Here is a 16,422-nt window from a genome sequence, read left to right as displayed (position 1 = left end):
GCGTCTCCGCCGCGACGGACGGCACATCCACAAGCAGATTCCGCTTGGACGGGAACGGATTCCCGCCGTCCCGGCTTGACGGGGATGGATAGATTTTTTCTCGCGACGATGGTCTCGGCCGTGCTTCTGCTGATCGTGGCCGCCGACCTCCTGGTCAACGGGCTCGGCCTTCAGCAGCCGCTGGTGAATGTCGCCAGCGTGACGCCGGCATCCAGCCGACTTGTCAGGTAGATGATGCAGCGCGTTGCGGCCGAATGACCAATTTGTACGTGCGAGCGGAACATTTCAGTCCGATGCGGACTTCTGCCCACCGCGTCAGCCACAACGGCCAGCGCGATCCGGACAGGCTCAGCTCTGCCTTGGTAGGGGGAGCTCAGCCACCGTCCGTCCAGCACGACTATGCGCCGCTGCGGTAGACCTGGATGTCCAGATCCCGGATCTTCTTGCGTAGCGTGTTGCGGTTGAGGCCGAGCAGGTCTGCGGCGCGGATCTGATTGCCGCGGGTGGCCGCGAGCGCGGCGGTGAGCAGCGGCACTTCGATCTCCTTCAGGATGCGGTGATAGAGACCCGGCGGCGGCACGCCGTTCGGGAAGCCCTGGAAGTGCGAGGAGAGATAGGCCTCCACCGCGCCGCCCAGATTGTCGACGCCCTGCTGGACCGCCGCACCCGGGCTGACCGAAGGCGGCGCGAGCTCGCCGTCGATGACCGAGGCCGTGATCACGTCCTGCGGATAGAGCGCGGCCAGGCGCCGGGCGAGGTTTTCGAGCTCGCGCACATTGCCCGGCCAGCGGTGCTGCTTCATCCGCTCCAGCGCCAGCGCGTCGAGCTTCTTCGGCGGCAATCCGTCCTTCTCAGCCAGCGTGAAGAAGTGCCGCACCAGATCCGGCAGGTCCTCGATACGCTCGCGAAGCGGCGGCAGCCGCAGCGGCACGACGTTGAGGCGGAAGAACAGGTCTTCGCGGAACAGGCCCTGCTGGATCAGGACGCGCAGATCCTTGTTGGAAGCCGCGACGATCCGCACGTCGGTCTTGATCGGGGTGCGGCCGCCGACGGTGGTGTATTCGCCCTGCTGGAGCACGCGCAACAGGCGGGTCTGCGCCTCCATCGGCATGTCGCCGATTTCGTCGAGGAACAGCGTGCCGCCCTCGGCCTGCTCGAACCGGCCCGAGGCGCGGGTGTTGGCGCCGGTGAAGGCGCCGCGCTCATGGCCGAACAGCTCGGATTCGATGAGGTCGCGCGGGATCGCCGCCATGTTGACGGCGACGAAGGGGCCGTTGCGCCGCTTGCCGTAATCGTGCAGCGCGCGTGCCACCAATTCCTTGCCAGTGCCGGACTCGCCCGTGATCATTACGGTGAGGTCGGTCTGCATCAGGCGCGCCAGCACGCGATAGATCTCCTGCATCGCCGGCGAGCGGCCGACCAGCGGGATCGCCTCCATTTCGGCGTCGTCGTCCGGCGTCGAGACCCGCTCCTTCGGTTCGGCGAGCGCGCGGCCGACGATGGCGATCAGCTCCTTCAGGTCGAAGGGCTTCGGCAGATATTCATAGGCGCCGCGCTCGGAGGCGCGGATCGCCGTCATGAACGTGTTCTGTGCGCTCATGACGATGACGGGCAGATTGGGCCGCATCTTCTTGATCCGCGGCAAGAGGTCGAAAGCGTTCTCGTCGGGCATCACCACGTCGGTGATGACGAGATCGCCCTCTCCCTGGCTGACCCAACGCCATAAGGTTGCGGCATTGCCGGTGAGCCGCACTTCGTAGCCGGCGCGGGACAGTGCCTGATTGAGAACGGTGCGGATGGCGGTATCGTCATCAGCTACGAGAATGCTACCTGCGGGCATCGTTAATCCTCATCTTGCCCCCTGTGATGCAGGCGACGGCTTCCCGGCAGAGTCGGCGCGACTGCTTTGATCGGCATGTTTCGCCGATGCGGAATACATCGGCATCAGCACGCGGAAGGTGGTCTTGCGCGGCTGAGATTCGCATTCGATGATGCCCCCGTGATCGCCGACGATCTTTGCGACCAGCGCGAGGCCCAGCCCCGAGCCGGTCTGCTTGGTGGTCACGAAGGGATCGAACAGGTTGGGCAGAAGGTCGTCTGGCACGCCTGGTCCGTTGTCTCTCACGCAGAATTCGAGCGGCAGGGATACCCGGGATTTTTGACCGGGGACTGACAGGCGCACGCCGGGGCGGAACGCGGTGGTGAGCTGGATCTCGGCGTCGGGCGCATCGATCAGGGCTTCGGCGGCGTTCTTGACGAGATTGAGGAACACCTGGATCAGCTGGTCCTGATTCGCCAGCACCGGCGGCAGCGAAGGATCGTAATCCTCGATGAAGCGGATGTTGCGGGCAAAGCCGGACTGCGCCAGCCGCTTCACGTGATCGAGCACAGAGTGAATATTCACGGGACCGCGCACGACGGGGCGCTCGTCGCCGAACACCTCCATGCGGTCGACCAGCGTCACAATGCGGTCGGCCTCGTCGCAGATCAGGCGCGTCAGCATGCGGTCCTCGGACGAGGCCTGCTGCTCCAGTAACTGCGCCGCGCCGCGGATTCCCGACAGCGGATTCTTGATCTCGTGCGCCAGCATCGCGGCGAGCGCGATCACCGAGCGCGCGGCGCTGCGATGGGTGAGCTGGCGGTCCATCTTGTCGGCGATGCTGCGCTCCTGGAGCATCACCACGATGTGGCCGGGCCGCTCGGTGAGCGGAGCCACATGCAGGTCGACCTGGCGGTCGCCGCCCATGCGCGGTGTGCCCAGATCAACCTTGTATTCGTTGACCGGCGAGTTCGACGAGCGCACCTGGTCGATCAGTGCCAGCAGCGGGCTGCCGAACGGCACCAGCTCCTTGAGCGATTGCCGCTTCAAGAACTGCGTCGAGATTTCGAAGAAGGCTTCGGTCGCGATGTTGGCGGCGACGATCTTGCCGTCCGGGCCGATCATCAGCACGGGATTGGGCAGCGCATCCAGGATCGCATCGCTGTCGGACGGCCGGCGATGTTCGGCGGCTGAGCTCATGCAGCGGCCCTCCATGCGAAGTCGTCGAAGGCGTCTTGCAGCGATTGGTGAACGCGGCGCGGATCCTCCGAGGTGAGTATCTTCTGGCGCCACGATTTCAGCGTCTCGGCCGGCGCGCCGCTGACCTCCGCCGCGACGTCGAGCGCCCAGCCCAGATGCTTGCGCGCATGCCTGAGGCCAATACGCAAGCCGTATAGTGCGCAAACACCTTCATAGAGCGTGCGGACATAATGCAGCTGCGTCTCGAGCGCCGGCGTTGCTTCCTCTGCCCCGCCCTTCAGTCGGCGGCCGATCTGGCCCGGCAGCCAGGGCCGGCCCTGCGCGCCGCGGCCAATCATCACGGCATCGGCGCCGGAGGCCTCTAACGCCGCGAGCGCCTTCTCATGGGACGTGATGTCCCCATTGACGACGAGCGGAATGGAGATGGCCTCGCGCACGGCGCGGATCGCATCCCAATCGGCCTCGCCCTTGTAAAACTGGCAGCGGGTGCGGCCATGCACGGTGACGAGCTTGACGCCTGATGCTTCCGCGCGCCGCGCCAGCTCCGGCGCGTTGCGGCTGCGGTCGTCCCAGCCGAGCCGCATCTTCAGTGTCACCGGCACCTTCACTGCGGCGATCGTCGCCTCGATCAGGCCGACGGCATGGTCGAGGTCGCGCATCAGGGCCGAGCCGGACTGGCCGCCGGTGACGTGGCGGGCCGGACAGCCCATGTTGATATCGATGATGTCGGCGCCTTCGGCCTCAGCGATCCGGGCGCCTTCGGCCATCCAATGCGGCTCGCAGCCGGCGAGCTGGACCACATGCGGACCGATTCCCGTAGCTTCGCAACGCAACCGCGACATCCGGTGGCCGTTGGCGAGCTCATCGCTGGCTGTCATTTCCGACACGACGAGACCCGCCCCAAGCTCCGCCGCCAGCCGGCGAACGGGCGAGTCAGTCACCCCCGACATCGGCGCCAGGAAGACCGGGGTGGCGACATCAATTTCGCCTATTTTCAACGGCTTAGAGCCGGATATTGCCGAGCCGGTCACAGGGGTCTCGTTGACTGGACAGGGCCTCATCGCGCCTGCCATGATCCATCTTGCGCACAATTCTTGTGCAGTCAAGCGTCATGCCTACAGTTTAGACAGTTTTGCAAATCTTTCAAGTGCAGTGCAGCAAAATGCTGTTGCCCACAAGGCGCGGAAACCCCTTTTTTTGCGGCCCTGCCGTGCTAGAGGCATGCCATCAAATCACCCCACTCCCCGACTCGTCATCACCAACTGAATATTTGAGTCCTATGGCGAAATCACAACGCACCGCGGCCGTCCTCGTCGCAGCCGGACGCGGCTTGCGCGCCGGCGCCGGCGGACCGAAGCAATATCGCGAGATCGGCGGTGTGCCCGTGATCCATCGCGCCTTGGAAGCCTTCAGCCGCCACCCCGAGGTGTTTGCGGTGCAGCCGGTGGTGAATCCCGACGACACCGCCATGTTCACGGCAGCGGTCGCAGGTCTCAAGCACGAGCCGCCGGCCAACGGCGGCGCCACCCGCCAAGCCTCGGTGCTCGCCGGCCTCGAAGCGCTCGCACGGCACAAGCCCGATATCGTCTTGATCCATGACGCCGCCCGCCCCTTCGTCTCGGAAGGCGTGATCTCCCGTGCGATCGAGGCGGCGAGCCGCACCGGCGCAGCGATCCCCGCCATTGCCGTCACCGACACGATCAAGCTCACCGGTGAGAACGGCCATGTCGAGGGCACGCCGGACCGCGCGCGGCTGCGAATCGCGCAGACGCCGCAATCCTTTCTTTTCGACGTCATCCTCGAGGCGCATCGTCGCGCGGCAAAGGACGGACGCTCGGATTTCACCGACGATGCCGCCATTGCCGAATGGGCAGGATTGACGGTTGCAACCTTTGAAGGCGATGTTGCCAATATGAAGCTCACCACTCCCGAGGATTTCGTGCGCGAGGAAGCGCGCCTGGCCGCCCAGCTCGGCGATATCAGGACCGGCACGGGCTATGACGTGCACGCCTTCGGCGACGGCGACCACGTCATGATCTGCGGCGTGCGCGTCCCTCACACCAAGGGTTTTCTGGCCCATTCCGACGGCGATGTCGGCCTGCATGCGCTGGTCGACGCCATTCTCGGTGCGCTCGCCGACGGTGACATCGGCTCGCACTTCCCGCCGAGCGACGCGAAGTGGAAGGGTGCTTCGTCCGACCAGTTCCTGAAATATGCCATCGAGCGCGTCGCGGCCCGCGGCGGCCGCGTCGCCAATCTCGAGGTGACGCTGATCTGCGAGCGGCCGAAGATCGGTCCCTTGCGCGACACCATGCGCGCGCGCATCGCCGAGATCTCCGGCGTCGACATCTCCCGCGTCGCGGTGAAGGCGACGACCAGCGAGCGGCTCGGCTTCACCGGCCGCGAGGAAGGCATCGCGGCCACCGCGAGCGCCACCATCCGCCTGCCCTGGAGCCTGTAGGACCATGGGCGGCAGCGACGCACGCGCCCTCTCCCGCTCGCTGCTCGATTTGTGCCGGATGCGCAAGCTGACGATCGCGACGGCCGAGTCCTGCACCGGCGGCCTCGTCGCCGGCGCGCTGACCGACATCCCCGGCTCCTCCGACGTGATCGACCGCGGCTTCGTCACCTATTCCAACGACGCCAAGCGCGCGATGCTCGGCGTCGAGGCGAGCACGCTCGCCAATTTCGGGGCGGTCAGCAAGGAGACCGCAACCGCCATGGCGATTGGCGCCCTGGAGCGCGCCGATGTCGATCTCGCGGTTGCCATTACCGGAATTGCCGGCCCCGGCGGCGCCACGCCCGGCAAGCCGGTCGGCCTCGTCCACTTCGCAGCGGCGGCGCGCGACGGCCGCATCATCCATCGCGAACACCGCTTCGGCGCGATCGGCCGCAGCGCCGTGCGCGCGCGCTCCGTAGTCGAGGCGCTGCGCATGCTGATGGACCTCGCCCGCGGCCCGCAAGTCCAGATCAAGCCGCGCCCCGCAGCCGCAAGCCGTCTGCGTCCCCGCGTCACCCGCTCGCCACGCCGACACGCGGTGAAGCGCAGGCCGCCGCGCTCGCCGCGGGGCTGAGGCGCTCTCAGGCCGCCGACAGCACCGCGCTCGCACGATCGAGCACGCGCTGTCTAACCGCATCGGCATCTGATGGATTGACCTTCGCGCTCACCGTCAATTCCACGACGGGTGCTGCGGGATCGGCAGCGATCACTTTTGACACATTGACCGAGGGCGCGGTCCTGTCGTCGATGCGGGGATCGTCGCGCAGCTCCTTCAGGATCTGGTCGGCCAACGCATTGACCGCGCCTGCCCTGACCGGAAACGCCACCTTGACGTCGCCCGTACCTGGATAGGCGCTGTGGTTGATGATGGCCGCGCCCCACACCTGCCCGTTCGGCAACAAGATCTGCGTGTTGTCGAGCGCGACCAGCTCGGTCATGAACAGCGACAACGACTTCACCTTCCCCGCCTTGCCGGCGACCTCGACGTCGTCGCCGATGTGAAAGGGACGAAACAGCAGCAGCATCACGCCAGCGGCGAGGTTGGAGAGCGTGCCTTGAAGCGCAAGGCCGATGGCGAGTGAAGTCGCGCCCAGCACGGCAACGAGGCTCGCGGTCTGGATGCCAAAGAGCTGGAGCAGGGCGATGCCGACCACCGCGAGCACGGCATAGCGAGCCACACTGGCGACGAACAAGGTCACCAGCGGATCGACGCGGTGCGTGACACTCAAGACGCGCGTGACGAAGCGCTGCATTGCGCCGGACAGATACCAGCCGACCGCGAACAGCAGGATCGCGTAAATCACGTTCAAGCCATACAGGACGAGCGATGCTTTCAACGTATCGAAATTGATGGTCATGGCAGCTCCAACCCGGACGAATCCGTGAAGAACTCGCGGCGGCGCGAAATGATCCCGGCGGATGTCAATGGGAACACCAACCTGGTAGCCCAGATTGCGCTGCTCTGGGCCACAATCCTTTGTGTTGCCCGTCGGGCAAGACACACAACCGCGGGGTCAACCCACATGCGTCAAAATATTCGCCTTTACAGAAATTCTGATTTGGCGCATTGTGTGGCCACCTCATCCCGGTCAGAGGGGCGTATCGCGATCGTCACGAAACGCGGGCTGGGCCGTGGTGGGCGCTGGCAGCACCGGCGCGAAGGGCATCGCAGGGCGGGCAACCGTGAGCGATCGCCGCGCGCAAACGACCGTTGCTATCAGCGTACGGCAAAACCGTGTCGTCCTGACGCCCGGGGCCTGTGCGTCAAGTCTTGCGGTGATGCGTGTCGTCCAACCGGGCGCGCGCATCAGCGATCCGCAAGGCGACGGGGGCAATAGTGCATCGCTCCCCGGGGAGAGCTCGGCATAAGCCGTCAAACCACTGCGCAGGGAAGGCCAGTTGTTTGGCTTCACCTGAATGCCGCTGTGCAGCTCTTCCTAGCGCAACTTCGCACAGTGGACCGCGGGTGCCCAGCCGGCATCCGGCCTTCCCTGCGCCCTCTGACTTCAAGAGGGTGTCGCGACGAAGCAAAGCTCGGACGAGAAAAGCCGCGAGAACGCGCAGGTGTGTCTGCGATTGAGATGCCAATTGGAAAAGCTACCTGGATGCTCATCCTCAGTCATTTCCCAGCGGCTTGTACACCGAAGCTCGGAGAGCGAAGGCGGAAGCGAAGCAAACCCAGACGTCTCCGCGGACGCAGCCTGGATTGCTTCGTCGCAAGAGCTCCGCGCAATGACGGTGGAAAGAGTGCGCCTACGTCGACGCCAGCTTCGGCCGGCCATAAATCGCGTCCGCGCGTTTTTCGAACGCAGAGGAGAAGCGCGCGAAGGCGGCATCGAACATCGAGCCCATCAGCATCGCGAGCATGCGGCTCTTGAATTCATAGGCGAGGAAGAAACCGACGTCGCAGACGCCCTCACCCTTGGGCTCGAACGTCCAGCGGTTTTCAAGATTTCTGAAAGGACCTTGCAAATATTCGACCAGGATTTTCAGATTGGCGCGGTCGAGTGTCACCCGGCTGGTGAAGGATTCCTTGACCAGCTTGAACGACACCGTCATGTCGGCGACCAGCACCTCGGTGCCGTCGGGCTTCGTCATGCGCTGACGCACCCTCAGCGCGCTGCACAAGGGCACGAATTCCGGGTATCGCTCGACGTCGGCGACCAGATCAAACATCTCGGATGCGCTGTGACTGACACGGCGCTTGCTCGAAAATTTGGGCATAGCGGTTCAGCGGGCGTTATCTGCCCGCGCGGCCTTCAATCTCGCAAAATCCTCGCCGGCATGATGGGACGAGCGGGTCAGCGGGCTCGCCGACACCATCAGGAAGCCCTTGGTGTAGGCGACCTTCTCGTAGGAGGCGAACTCGTCGGGCGGCACGAAGCGCATCACGGCGTGATGCTTACGGGTGGGTTGGAGATACTGGCCGATGGTCAGGAAATCGACCTCGGCAGAGCGCAGATCGTCCATTACCTGGAGCACCTCGTGGCGCTCCTCGCCAAGGCCGACCATGATGCCGGACTTGGTGAAGATGGTGGGATCGAGCTCCCTAACCCGCTGCAGCAACCGGATCGAGTGGAAATAGCGCGCGCCGGGCCGCACCGTGAGATAGCGCGACGGCACGGTCTCGAGATTGTGGTTGAACACGTCGGGCTTCGCCGCAACGACGACCTCGAGTGCCCCCTCCTTGCGCAGGAAGTCCGGCGTCAGGATCTCGATCGTGGTCGAAGGACACGCGGCGCGGATCGCACGAATGGTCTGGGCAAAATGCTCGGCGCCGCCGTCGGCGAGGTCGTCGCGGTCGACCGAAGTGATGACGACGTGCGCCAGCCCCAGCTTGGCCACGGCCTCGGCGACGTGCTGCGGTTCGGACGCATCGAGCGCGTTGGGCAGGCCGGTCTTGACGTTGCAGAAGGCGCAGGCACGGGTGCAGGTGTCACCCATGATCATGAAGGTCGCGTGCTTCTTGTCCCAACACTCGCCGATATTCGGGCAGCCCGCTTCCTCGCACACCGTGTGCAGGCCGTTGGCCCGCACGATGTTGCGGGTGTCGGCATAGCCGCGGGTATTGGGCGCGCGCACGCGAATCCAGTCCGGCTTCGGCGGCGAAGTGGAATCGGGCCGGTTCACCTTTTCAGGGTGGCGCGGGCGCTGCGGGTTCGTGATGGTATCGACAATAACGACCATGGGGTGTCCGGTCTGTTCAGGTCCTACCTAGTCGGTCTGGCTGAGCATCGCAACCCGGCTCGCCCCGCTTCAGCGAACATGGCAGATATGGGCAATATCCTGCTCTGTTCTCAGGCGATTCTCACCTCGAATGGCTCCAAGATCGAATGCCTCTCCGTTGCGGCTTGGCAAGCCGCTGAAGCGGACCTTTTTCGACCGCAGCGTCCACGAGGTCGCGCCCGACCTGATCGGCGCCACCATGCTGGTCGACGGCGTCGGTGGAATCATCGTCGAGGTCGAGGCCTATCATCATACCGACCCGGCCGCGCATTCCTATCGCGGGCCGACGCCTCGGAACCAGGTGATGTTTGGGCCGCCCGGCTACGCCTATGTCTACCGTTCCTACGGCATCCATTGGTGCGTGAACTTCGTCTGCGAGGAGGAAGGTTCGGCCAGCGCCGTGCTGATCCGCGCGCTGGAGCCGACCCATGGCTTAGCCGCGATGCGACGCCGCCGCCATCTCCAGGATTTGCACGCGCTGTGCTCGGGCCCGGGCAAGCTGACCGAAGCGCTCGGCATCACGATCGCGCACAACGCGCTGCCGCTGGACCGGCCGCCGATCGCCCTGCACGCGCGGACGGAGGATGTCGAGGTCGCTGCCGGGATTCGGATCGGCATCACCAAGGCGGTCGAGCTGCCCTGGCGCTATGGCATCAAGGGCTCGAAATTTTTGAGCAAGCCGTTTCCGAAGTAACGATCATTCCGGGATGGTCCGAAGGACCAGACCCGGAATCTCGAGATTCCGCGTTCGGCCCTTCGAGCCGCCCCGGAATGAGGACCAGATTAAGACGCCTGCTTGAGCCGCTCCAGCGCCTCCAGCAGCTTGGCCTTGCGGGCCAGCGCCGCCTCGCGCTTTTCGCGCTCCTCCTCGACGACCTCCTCGGCCGCGTTGGCGACGAACTTCTCGTTGGCCAGCTTGGACTCGGCGCGCTTGATGTCGGCGTCGGCCTTGCCGATCTCCTTGTCGAGACGCGTGCGCTCGGCGCCGACGTCGATTACGCCCTTCAGCGGCAGCGCGGCCACCTCGCCGCGCACAAGCAGTTGAACGGCGCCGTCAGGTGCGCGGTCGGCGAAAGAGATGTCGGAGAGCCGCGCCATGCGCTTGATGACGTCGGTCCAGCGCGGCGCGCGCTCTTTCGTCTCTGCCGAAACGCCCACGAGCACCAGCGCCGTCAGCGTCGCCGGCGGGATATTCATCTCGGCACGCACCGAACGGATCTGGGTGACAAGATCAATCACCCAGCCGATCTCGGCCTCGGCCGCGGGATCGCTGAAGTCGGCATGGTCGAAGATCGGCAGCACCCAGGCCGGCGAGACGAGCGGATCGGTCGGTCCCGTCGTCGCGGCGAGCATCGCAAGCTGCTCCGGCGTCGGCTCAACCGGCTTGAGCGGCCACGGCGCCAATGCGAGCAGGCCATCGCGCTTCGCCGTCACCTCCCACAGCTCTTCGGTGATGAAGGGCATGAAGGGGTGCAGCAGCTTGAGGATCTCGTCGCGCGCCCAGGCCACCATGGCGCGGGTTTCGTCCTTGGCGGGACTGTCGGGACCGAGCAGCACGGGCTTGGCGAGCTCGACATACCAGTCGCAATAGACGTTCCAGACGAAGCGGTAGATGCTGCCGGCGGCATCGTTGAAGCGATAGGCTCCGATGGCCTCGGTCACTTCGCGCGTGGTGTGCGCGCTCTCGTGCGCGATCCAGCGGTTCAGCGTCTGCTTCGCCTTCGCCGGCTCGAAGCCGTCGGGAACGGCACAGTGATTCATCTCCGCGAAGCGACAAGCATTCCAGAGCTTGGTCGCGAAATTGCGGTAGCCCTCGACGCGGCTGGTGGCGAGCTTGATGTCGCGGCCCTGCGCCGCCATCGCGGCCAGCGTGAAGCGGAGCGCGTCCGCGCCATATTCGTCGATCAGATGGAGAGGATCGATGACGTTGCCCTTCGACTTCGACATCTTGGCGCCCTTCTCGTCGCGGACGAGGGCGTGGATGTAGACGGTCGAGAACGGCACCTCCTTCATGAAGTGCAGGCCCATCATCATCATGCGGGCGACCCAGAAGAAGATGATGTCGAAGCCGGTCACCAGCGCATTGGTCGGATAATAGCGCTGCACCTCGGGCGTGTCGTCGGGCCAGCCGAGCGTCGAGAACGGCCACAGCGCCGACGAAAACCAAGTGTCGAGCACGTCCTCGTCGCGCGTGATGAAGCCTTCGCGCTTGTTGCGATCGAGCGCCATCTCACGCCCCTGCTCGGCCGTGATGACCTCCTGCTCGACGTAATAGCCGAGCGCGTGGCTGACGGCCTCCTCCTCGGTCTCGGCGACGAACACCTTCCCATCCGGACCGTACCAGGCCGGGATCTGGTGGCCCCACCAGAGCTGGCGCGAGATGCACCAGGGCTGGATGTTCTCCATCCACTCGAAATAGGTCTTTTCCCAGTTTTTCGGCACGAACGTCGTTTCGCCCGAACGCACCGCCGCGATCGCGGGCTTCGCCAGCGTCTTGGCATCGACATACCATTGATCGGTCAGATACGGCTCGATCACGCTGTTCGAACGATCGCCATGCGGCACCATGTGGGTGTGCGGCTCGATCCGCTCGACGAAGCCGAACGATTCCAATCGCTCGACGATGCGCTTGCGTGCGACAAAGCGGTCGACCTTGTGGAATTCCTCGGCGAACTGCCCGGCGCCTTCCGGCAAGTCACGCAGATAATCCTCGTTGTCGAGGAGATCGAGAGAACCCTCCCTGTCGAGGACGCTGATCCGGCGCAGGCCGCGGCGATTACCGACCTCGAAATCGTTGAAGTCGTGCGCCGGCGTCACCTTCACCGCGCCCGAGCCCTTGTCCGGATCCGAATAGTCGTCGGCGACGATCTGGATCTTGCGACCGACCAACGGCAGGATGACGTTCTTGCCGATAAGCTTCTGATAACGCTCGTCATCGGGATGCACGGCCACGCCGGTGTCGCCGAGCATGGTCTCGGGGCGCGTGGTGGCGACGACGATGAAGCTCGAGGGATCCTCGGGGCTGAAGGTCTTGCCCTCGATCGGGTAGCGCAGATACCAGAGGCTGCCCTTGACCTCGACCTGCTGCACTTCGAGGTCGGAGATTGCGGTCAAGAGCTTGGTGTCCCAGTTCACCAGCCGCTTGTCCTTGTAGATCAGCCCCTCGCGGTGCAGCTCGACAAACACCTTGACGACGGCCTTCGACAGGCCCTCGTCCATGGTGAAGCGCTCGCGCGACCAGTCGCAAGACGCGCCGAGTCGCTTGAGCTGATTGATGATGGTGTCGCCGCTCTCGGCCTTCCACTGCCAGACCCGCTCCAGAAACTTCTCGCGGCCCATCTCGCGGCGGCCGGGCTCTTGACGCTCCATCAGCTGGCGCTCGACCACCATCTGGGTCGCGATTCCGGCATGGTCGGTGCCGGGCTGCCACAGCACGTCGCGGCCGCGCATGCGCTCGAACCGGCACAGGATGTCCTGAAGCGTATTGTTGAGGGCGTGGCCCATGTGCAGCGAGCCCGTCACGTTCGGCGGCGGGATCACGATGGTGAACGGCACCGCGTCGCGGCGGTCGGGGCGGCCGGCCTTGAAGGCAAGGCTGTCCTCCCACACCACGGACATGCGGGTTTCGATATCGGCGGGCTGGTAATTTTTCTCGATCATGGGGCTGTTAGAAAGCCGCGCGCGCGGTTCAAGTCAACGGGAAGCTCGACGACAGGCGTTTTCGGCCCGGGCCGCAGGCCGAATATGACGCCGGAGCAGGGCTTTATCTTGGCCGCACGGCCCTCCTCAGCGGCCGCCGCGCGAGACTCGCTCGATTTCGGCCTTCACGATGCGTTCAACCAGGCCCGGCAGATTGTCATCGAGCCAGGACTTCAGCATCGGACGCAACATCTCCTTGACCAGATCCTCCAGCGTCCGCGCATTGCTGCTCAGAACCGTGTGGGCCAGCGAGTTGAAGGCAGATTCGACCGCGGAGACCGTCGATTGCGCCAGGATCGGCTGTTGCGGCGGCACCGGCGGCGCATCGTAGTCCACCGGCGTGTAGGACGGCGGCGACGGGGGGCGCGGCTGCGGCGATTCCGTGAATTCGAGATCGTCGCGCGGCTCGACCTTGTGGAAGGTGGGTGGCGGCGGAGGCGGTGTCGGGTCCATCGCCATCTCGTCGGTCAACTCGAGCACGTCGGGCTCCGGCTCCGGCTCGGGAGCGCGGACCTCCGGCGCAGGCGTGGCTGCGTCGAGCCCGGCCAGCAGCGCGTCGATGTCGTCTTGGCTATTGGATGCGTCCGCCGCAGCTGCGGACGGCGGCGGCGCCGGCTTTGCAGCCTGCGGCGGTGCGGGCTTCTCGGCGGCGGGTTTGGGCGGAGCGACCTTGGATGGCGGAATGTCGTTCATCGCCTGCGGCTTTGGCGCGGCGGGCGCCGCAGCCTTCTCGGGTTTTGCGGCTTCTGTCGGCGGAGGCTTGGCCTCATCGTCGGCGATGATGCGCCGGATCGAGGCCAGAATCTCCTCCATCGAGGGTTCTGTAACCTTTGCAGGCTGCGTCATCTCCGACTCCACATCATCAACGCCCTCGCATGCGTTGTTTTACACCAAGCACGGCAGGATTGGCCGGTTCCGGACCGGCGGCCCGACGATTTTCGTCGCAGCAGCCCGACTTGTCCCCAGATCACGGCTCAACGTGCGGCGGTGCGCCCCTGCCCCCGGCACTCAAGCTTTACGCACACGGCATCGATACGGGCGAATCGACCCGCATCTTCTTGGCAAGGCTATGTCAGGGATTTTGATGATTGCAAGCAAAGCGCCAGTCGGCCTCGGCACTTCGCGAGACCGACCGGATCACTACGGACATCAGCGTCCGTCAGGCGTGCGTACACCGGCCCAGCTGTCGCGGACCTGCTGGTAATGCACGGAGGGATCGTAGACCGTGGTCGCGAGGCCGAGCACCTGCGGCGACAGGCGGCCAACAGCCGCGAGAACGTTATAGGATGCAACCACGCGGTCATGCTGCGCGGTGACCAGCGCGACGCGCGCGTTGACCAAGGCCTGCTGCGCGTTGAGGACGTCGAGCGTGGTGCGCTGACCCGCCTTGGCTTCTTCGCGCACGCCATTCAGCGCGATCTCGGATGCCGCAACTTGCGCCTGCGCAGACTGCACCTGCGCCTTACCGGCCTGCAACGACCCCCACCACTGAACCACGGTCGCACGAATCTGGTCGCGCGTGGTTTCGAGATTGAGACGCTGCTGCGCCAGGTTTTCCTTGGATTGACGGATCAGCGCATATTGATTGCCGCCATCATAGAGCTGCCACGAGGCCTGTGCGACCGCGGCTGCGCTAAACGACCTGTATTGAATCAGCGACTGTTCATTGGCCTGCGTTGCGCTGGCCTGCAACGTGACCGTGGGCAGCAGCGCGCCTTCGGCGACCTTGACCTGCAGATAGTTGACGTCGATGCCGAACATTGCGGCCGTGACGTTGGGATGCTCGACCAAGCTGAGCTCGACGGCCGACGCGAGCGTCGCAGGCAGGAACCGGTCGACCGGAGAGCCCGGCGCGAGGTTTGTCGGCTCGTTGCCGATGATGCGACGGAAATTCGCGCGCGTCGTGGTGAGATTGGCTTCGGCGGTAAGCGCCTGCGTCCTGCCGGCAGCGAGTTGCGCTTCCGATTGGGCGACGTCGGTACGCGTCACTTCGCCGACATTGAAGCGGTCACGGGTCTGCTTCAGCGTCTGCTCGAGCACGCGCACGTTGCTGCGTTGGACTTCCAGCGTGGCGGCATCGCGCAGATAGTCCATGTAGGTCGTTGCAGCCTGAAGCAGCACGCTTTGATCGAGGCTGCGCAGCGCTTCGCGAGCACCGGACACCTGGCTCTCTGCCGCGCGCGTCCTGTTGGCGGTCTGGTTGCCGTTGTAGAGCGTCTGCGAAACCGTCAGGCCCGCGCTGCGGGGAACGGTGGTGCCATTGATTGGGGCGCTGCCCGGCGCGGTCAGCGTGTCCTGATATTGATAACCGGCGCTCGCCGTCAGCGCGACTCTGGGGCGATATCCCGACAATGCCTGAGGCACGTTCTCGTCGGTCGAGCGCACCTGGGCACGCTGTGCGTTGAGCTGCGGATTGTTCTGATAGGCGCGCACCAGCGCGGACTCGATCGTGTCCGCCAAGGCAGGCGTCGGCCCGGCTAGCGACAGCAGCAGGACCGAAACCGCAGCTCCGGTGAAGAGCTTCACCCCATGCATCCCTGAAATTCCGTTCATTCTAACGCCCGGCTCGTGCCCGCGAGCTGGGTACCGTCTACCGAGTGGAGTCGTTGCCCCGCCGCAACATAGGACGGGGATTGTCGCGGCGGAACCACCTCAGGGTAGTTCTCGGTGGAAACTCTTCACGTGCAGCATCCCGGCCACACTTCTGATTCAGAACGGGATTTTTCGGCTCCGGGCCTCAGAAAACGAAGGCGGCGGCCCGTTCCAACCCGGGAAGGACCGGGGCGGCGGCGTCGAACAACGCCCGATGGCCGAATTCACCATGAGTCTTTGTCACGATCATGGCCCGCGGCGGCCTGGATTCGGCCGACACTCCCACGAGGCGCCCGCCTTCCTTCAGCTGCCCGAGCAGCCCCTCCAGGGTTATCTCGGCAGCGCCATTGAGGACGATCACGTCATAAGGAGCGGTGGACGGATCACCCTCGCTGCAGGAGGCGACTTTGCAGGTAACGTTGGCGAGCCCAAGGGCAGCGAAGGCGTCCTTGGCCTTCGCCGCCAGGCCCGGATCACATTCCGTCGCCGTGACCTGGCGCGCGAGCTTGGCGGCAAGCGCGGCCAGATAGCCCGTCGCGCAGCCGACGATCAGCACATTGTCTCCTTGGCCGATTTCGGCGGCCTGGAGCAGCTTGCCGGTCAGTTGCGGCTTGATCAGGAACCGCTTGGCGCCGCCCTCGCTCACATCGAGGTCGAGGTCGAGATAAGCCAACGCCTGCCTGCTGGCCGGCACGAAGGCCTCGCGCGGAACCGTAAGCATGGCATCGAGAATACGACGGTCGGTAACGTCATTGGTGCGCACCTGGCCATCGACCATTTTTTGGCGCGCAGTCGAGAAACCGGACATTTGCGGACCCTGGAATGCGGACGATGCCGCGGAGATGAATTGGCGGCATCTTTGAAACATGCCCGCCGAAAACGCAAC

15 protein-coding genes are annotated in these 16,422 nt (G+C 65.0%); 5 read left to right on the top strand and 10 right to left on the bottom strand.

All coding sequences use genetic code 11. The features are described from left to right. Window positions 1–84 precede the first annotated feature (84 nt). A complete protein-coding gene (locus IVA91_RS35330) occupies window positions 85–231 on the top strand; it encodes a hypothetical protein (RefSeq protein ID WP_247419530.1) in 147 nt (48 codons plus the stop codon). Between the two features lie 166 nt (window positions 232–397). Here IVA91_RS35330 and ntrC read toward each other — a convergent pair whose 3' ends face one another. Genes ntrC through dusB form a run of 3 tightly spaced genes read right to left on the bottom strand, consistent with a single transcriptional unit; the run spans window position 398 to window position 4,017 of the window. Then, window positions 398–1,840 (bottom strand): nitrogen regulation protein NR(I), encoded by a 1,443-nt coding sequence (ntrC, locus tag IVA91_RS35325; protein WP_247281084.1) that lies wholly within the window; start codon window positions 1,838–1,840, stop codon window positions 398–400. A gap of 9 nt (window positions 1,841–1,849) precedes the next feature. After that, window positions 1,850–3,019 (bottom strand): nitrogen regulation protein NR(II), encoded by a 1,170-nt coding sequence (locus IVA91_RS35320; RefSeq protein WP_247460701.1) that lies wholly within the window; start codon window positions 3,017–3,019, stop codon window positions 1,850–1,852. Beyond that, window positions 3,016–4,017 carry a tRNA dihydrouridine synthase DusB gene (gene dusB / locus IVA91_RS35315; RefSeq protein ID WP_247419533.1) on the bottom strand — a complete coding sequence of 334 codons (1,002 nt, stop codon included), beginning with the start codon at window positions 4,015–4,017 and terminating at the stop codon, window positions 3,016–3,018. The genes IVA91_RS35320 and dusB overlap by 4 nt, the downstream gene beginning before the upstream one ends. Between dusB and IVA91_RS35310 the strand changes: the two genes are divergently transcribed. From IVA91_RS35310 to IVA91_RS35300, 3 genes are read left to right on the top strand one after another with little or no spacing between them, the layout of a single operon-like run. Beyond that, window positions 3,989–4,285, top strand: a complete 297-nt coding sequence (locus IVA91_RS35310; RefSeq protein WP_247419725.1) for a hypothetical protein — start codon at window positions 3,989–3,991, stop codon at window positions 4,283–4,285. The genes dusB and IVA91_RS35310 overlap by 29 nt on opposite strands. 13 nt (window positions 4,286–4,298) lie before the next feature. After that, window positions 4,299–5,480, top strand: a complete 1,182-nt coding sequence (locus IVA91_RS35305) for a bifunctional 2-C-methyl-D-erythritol 4-phosphate cytidylyltransferase/2-C-methyl-D-erythritol 2,4-cyclodiphosphate synthase (protein WP_247419535.1) — start codon at window positions 4,299–4,301, stop codon at window positions 5,478–5,480. Window positions 5,481–5,484: 4 nt separating this feature from the next. Continuing rightward, entirely contained in the window at window positions 5,485–6,093 is a 609-nt protein-coding gene (locus IVA91_RS35300) for a CinA family protein (RefSeq protein ID WP_247419538.1), read from the top strand. 7 nt (window positions 6,094–6,100) lie between these two features. On the opposite strand, the gene IVA91_RS35295 is transcribed toward IVA91_RS35300, so the two are convergent. From IVA91_RS35295 to lipA, 3 genes are all read right to left on the bottom strand, one after another. Continuing rightward, window positions 6,101–6,877, bottom strand: coding sequence for a mechanosensitive ion channel domain-containing protein (locus tag IVA91_RS35295; protein WP_247419542.1), 777 nt, complete (start codon window positions 6,875–6,877; stop codon window positions 6,101–6,103). An 895-nt stretch (window positions 6,878–7,772) separates the two neighbouring features. Next, the gene (locus tag IVA91_RS35290; RefSeq protein WP_247419544.1) at window positions 7,773–8,243 is read right to left on the bottom strand and encodes a type II toxin-antitoxin system RatA family toxin; all 471 of its coding nucleotides are present in this window, start codon (window positions 8,241–8,243) and stop codon (window positions 7,773–7,775) included. A 6-nt stretch (window positions 8,244–8,249) separates the two neighbouring features. Then, window positions 8,250–9,206, bottom strand: a complete 957-nt coding sequence (gene lipA / locus IVA91_RS35285; protein WP_247419547.1) for a lipoyl synthase — start codon at window positions 9,204–9,206, stop codon at window positions 8,250–8,252. Window positions 9,207–9,336: 130 nt separating this feature from the next. Here lipA and IVA91_RS35280 point away from each other — a divergent pair, with 130 nt between their 5' ends. Continuing rightward, window positions 9,337–9,939, top strand: coding sequence for a DNA-3-methyladenine glycosylase (locus IVA91_RS35280; RefSeq protein WP_247281077.1), 603 nt, complete (start codon window positions 9,337–9,339; stop codon window positions 9,937–9,939). 89 nt (window positions 9,940–10,028) lie between these two features. Here IVA91_RS35280 and IVA91_RS35275 read toward each other — a convergent pair whose 3' ends face one another. From IVA91_RS35275 to IVA91_RS35260, 4 genes are all read right to left on the bottom strand, one after another. After that, window positions 10,029–12,905: a valine--tRNA ligase gene (locus tag IVA91_RS35275; RefSeq protein ID WP_247419550.1), complete on the bottom strand. Its 2,877-nt coding sequence runs from the start codon at window positions 12,903–12,905 to the stop codon at window positions 10,029–10,031. A gap of 126 nt (window positions 12,906–13,031) precedes the next feature. After that, on the bottom strand, window positions 13,032–13,790 hold the full coding sequence (locus tag IVA91_RS35270) for a DUF2497 domain-containing protein (protein ID WP_247281075.1): 759 nt from the start codon (window positions 13,788–13,790) through the stop codon (window positions 13,032–13,034). Window positions 13,791–14,093: 303 nt separating this feature from the next. After that, a complete protein-coding gene (locus tag IVA91_RS35265) occupies window positions 14,094–15,479 on the bottom strand; it encodes a TolC family outer membrane protein (protein ID WP_247281128.1) in 1,386 nt (461 codons plus the stop codon). Window positions 15,480–15,681: 202 nt separating this feature from the next. After that, complete coding sequence (locus IVA91_RS35260; RefSeq protein ID WP_247419552.1) at window positions 15,682–16,344, bottom strand: protein-L-isoaspartate O-methyltransferase; 663 nt, start codon at window positions 16,342–16,344, stop codon at window positions 15,682–15,684. Window positions 16,345–16,422 lie beyond the last annotated feature (78 nt).

It is taken from the genome of Bradyrhizobium sp. 153 (genome assembly GCF_023073835.1).
In the GTDB taxonomy this organism is placed as follows: Bacteria; Pseudomonadota; Alphaproteobacteria; order Rhizobiales; family Xanthobacteraceae; genus Bradyrhizobium.
Note: the sequence above shows the minus strand (reverse complement) of the source record. Positions and strands in the feature narration are given on the sequence as shown.